Source organism: Thiomonas sp. 13-64-67 (assembly GCF_002282795.1).
GTDB lineage: Bacteria > Pseudomonadota > Gammaproteobacteria > Burkholderiales > Burkholderiaceae_C > Thiomonas > Thiomonas arsenitoxydans.
Genome location: NZ_NCKP01000123.1, coordinates 1 through 3013, shown reverse-complemented (window position 1 = coordinate 3013; position 3013 = coordinate 1). Strand labels below are relative to the sequence as shown.

The window sequence follows — 3013 nt, the reverse complement described above, 5'->3', positions numbered from 1 at the left end:
CAAGGCGCAAACGGCCGGGATGGCCGATGTGCACCGACACGCCGAGTTCTTCCACTTCGCCTGCACCTCGGAAGACATCAACAACACCGCGCATGGGCTCATGCTCGCAGGCGCGCGGCGTGAAGTCGTCATGCCGCTGCTGCAGCGCGTACTGCGGCGACTGCTCGATCTCACCGCCGAGCTGGCCGAACAGCCCATGCTGTCGCACACCCACGGCCAGACGGCCAGCCCCACCACCCTGGGCAAGGAATTCGCCAACGTCGCCCACCGCCTGCAGCGTGCCATGGCGGCCATCGAGTCGGTCGAGCTGAGCGCCAAGATGAACGGCGCGGTGGGCAACTACAACGCGCACCTGGCGGCCTACCCCGAGGTGGACTGGGAGGCCTTTGCGCGCCGCGTGGTCGAGTCGCTGGGGCTGAGTTTCAACCCCTACACCATCCAGATCGAGCCGCACGACGCCATGGCCGAACTGTTCGACGCAGTCGCCCGCGCCAACACCCTGTTGATCGATCTCAGCCGCGACATCTGGGGCTATATCTCCTGGGGCTACTTCAAGCAGAAGACCAAGGCGGGCGAAATCGGTTCGTCCACCATGCCGCACAAAGTCAACCCCATCGACTTCGAAAACGCCGAGGGCAATCTGGGCATCGCCAACGCGCTGCTGCGGCACCTGAGCGACAAGCTGCCGATCTCGCGCTTCCAGCGCGACCTCACCGATTCCACCGTGCTGCGCAATATGGGCGTTGCACTTGGCCACAGCGTGCTGGCCTGGGACTCGTTGCTGCGCGGGCTCGACAAGCTGCTCGTCCATCCTCAACGCCTGGCTGAAGATCTCGACAACGCGTGGGAAGTGCTGGCCGAACCGGTGCAGACCGTCATGCGCCGCCACGGTCTGCCCAGCCCTTACGAGCAGCTCAAGGAATTGACCCGCGGCAAGGCCATCACGGCAGACTCCATGCGGGGATTCATCAAAGGGCTGAACCTGCCCGAAGACGACCGCCAACGCCTGCTCGCCATGACACCGGCCAGCTACACCGGACTGGCAGCCGAACTGGCCAAGCGTCTGGCCGCAGGCCGCTGAACCCCGGGAGACCCACCATGCTCAAACTCTTGCTCAAGTGGCTGCTTTCCGCCTGCGCCCTGCTGGCTGTGGCCTACCTCTACAGCGGCGTGCAGGTCTCGGGTTTTGGCGCGGCGATGTGGGCGGCGCTGTTCATCGGTCTGCTCAATGCGCTGGTGCGGCCTATTCTGTTCATTCTCACCCTGCCGATCACCATTCTGACCCTCGGGCTGTTTTTCTTCGTGCTCAACGCCGCCATGTTCTACGCGGCGTCCGGCGTGATCGACGGCTTTCATGTGCGCAGCTTCGGCGCTGCGCTGCTCGGGTCGATTCTCTACAGCATCGCCGGGGTCATCATCGACAGCGCGCTGGAAGGGGTGCAGTTCGGACAGCGCCGGTAAGCCGCGTCCAGCAAAAAGCCCGGCTGGCCCCATGAGGCCAGCCGGGCTTTGTTTTAACCTACGCCGCAGCTCAGCCTTGCCAAGCCTGAGCCGTGCCGGCCTGCGCCATCTGCATCAGCCGGGCCACGCGCTCCTCGGTGGCCGGGTGGGTGCTGAACAACTTGGCGATGCCGCCGCCGTGCAGGGGGTTGAGAATCATCATCTGCGCCGTGGCCGGATGCTCCTCGGCGGCCTGGAACGGCACGCCGCGCGCGTAAGCCTCGATTTTCTGCAAAGCAGAGGCCAGCGCGGCCGGATCACCGGAAATCTCGGCGCCGCCACGGTCGGCCTCGAACTCGCGAGCGCGGGAAATCGCCATCTGGATCAAGCTCGCGGCCAGCGGGGCCAGAATGGCCACGGCAATGCTGGCGATGGGATTCACCGGCCGACCTTCGGAGTCTCGTCCACCGAAGAACATCGCGAAGTTCGCCAGCGCCGAGATGGCGCCGGCCATGGTGGCCGAAATGGTGGAAATCAGAATGTCGCGGTGCTTCACATGCGCCATTTCATGCGCCATCACCCCGCGCAGCTCACGCGCGCTGAGCACCCGCAGGATGCCAGTGGTCGCAGCAACCGCCGCGTGCTCCGGGTTGCGGCCGGTGGCGAAGGCGTTGGGCGCGTCTTCCTGGATGAGATAGACCCGCGGCATGGGCAGCCCGGCGCGCTGCGCAAGCTCCTGCACCATGGCGTAGAACTGGGGCGCGCTGCTAGCGTCGACCTCTTGCGCGTTGTACATCTTCAGCACCATCTTGTCGCTGAACCAGTAGCTGAAGAAGTTCATGCCCAACGCGAACAGCAGCGCCAGAATCATGCCTTTCTGTCCGCCCAGGAGCCGATGACCACGAACAACGCGGTGATCGCAGCCATCAGGATGGCGGTTTTCAGGATATTGAACATGCTTCGCTCCGATACGTTTGGATACAACAGCACTAGATTGTGCAGCGAATCAAAAGTTCAAGGCCGCAAAGGGGTTTAGCCCAGCGAGGGATTTAACCCAGCATCAAGCCCGTGAGATCGGCCCCGCCGTGCAGCCATTGCGCCACGCTCTGCATTGTGCCGCCGGGTTTTTGCAGTCGTGTGATGCGCAGCACGCCGCTGCCGCAAACCACATCCAGCCCCTCGGCCGTCATCTCCCGCACCAAGCCGGGCGGGCCGACATACGGTGCCGTCAATGCCTCGGTCGCACCCACTTTAACGACACCGCCGTCCGGCAAGGTGAATTGCGTCCCCGGCCAGGGCGTGAACGCCCGCACCCTCCGGGCAAGCAGTTCTGCCGGCAAATCCCACTGCAACAGCGATTCGTCCTTGCTGATTTTCGCGGCGTACGTCACCCCGGCTTCGGGCTGCGGACGCGGGCGCAGCTCGCCGCGCTCCAGCGCATCCAGCCCCTGAACCACCAGGGCCGCGCCCAAGGCGGCGAGTTTGTCGTGCAGGGTGGACGCGGTGTCGGTGGATTCAATCGGCAGGGCCTGCTCCAGCAGCATGTCGCCCGTGTCGAGCCCCGCGTCCATCT

The 3013-nt window shown here is 64.7% G+C and carries 3 protein-coding genes and 1 pseudogene; 2 read left to right on the top strand and 2 right to left on the bottom strand.

Going from position 1 to position 3013, the window contains the following annotated elements:
* Positions 1-1081 (top strand): adenylosuccinate lyase (gene purB, locus B7X30_RS15460; RefSeq protein WP_286731824.1); only part of this gene is annotated, 1081 nt, incomplete at its 5' end.
* A 17-nt stretch (positions 1082-1098) separates the two neighbouring features.
* Positions 1099-1461: a phage holin family protein gene (locus tag B7X30_RS15455; RefSeq protein ID WP_156053918.1), complete on the top strand. Its 363-nt coding sequence runs from the start codon at positions 1099-1101 to the stop codon at positions 1459-1461.
* A 70-nt stretch (positions 1462-1531) separates the two neighbouring features.
* On the opposite strand, the pseudogene htpX reads toward B7X30_RS15455, so the two are convergent.
* Together htpX and B7X30_RS15445 are read right to left on the bottom strand one after the other, a co-directional pair.
* A pseudogene (gene htpX, locus B7X30_RS15450) lies at positions 1532-2397 on the bottom strand (zinc metalloprotease HtpX).
* A 92-nt stretch (positions 2398-2489) separates the two neighbouring features.
* A partial coding sequence (locus tag B7X30_RS15445) for a methionyl-tRNA formyltransferase (protein WP_502694447.1) occupies positions 2490-3013 on the bottom strand: 524 nt, incomplete at its 5' end.

What these genes read in the sequence shown, in the direction of transcription:
- B7X30_RS15455 (WP_156053918.1), top strand. Translation starts at nt 1,099, where the DNA reads ATGCTCAAACTCTTGCTCAAGTGGCTGCTTTCCGCCTGCGCCCTGCTG.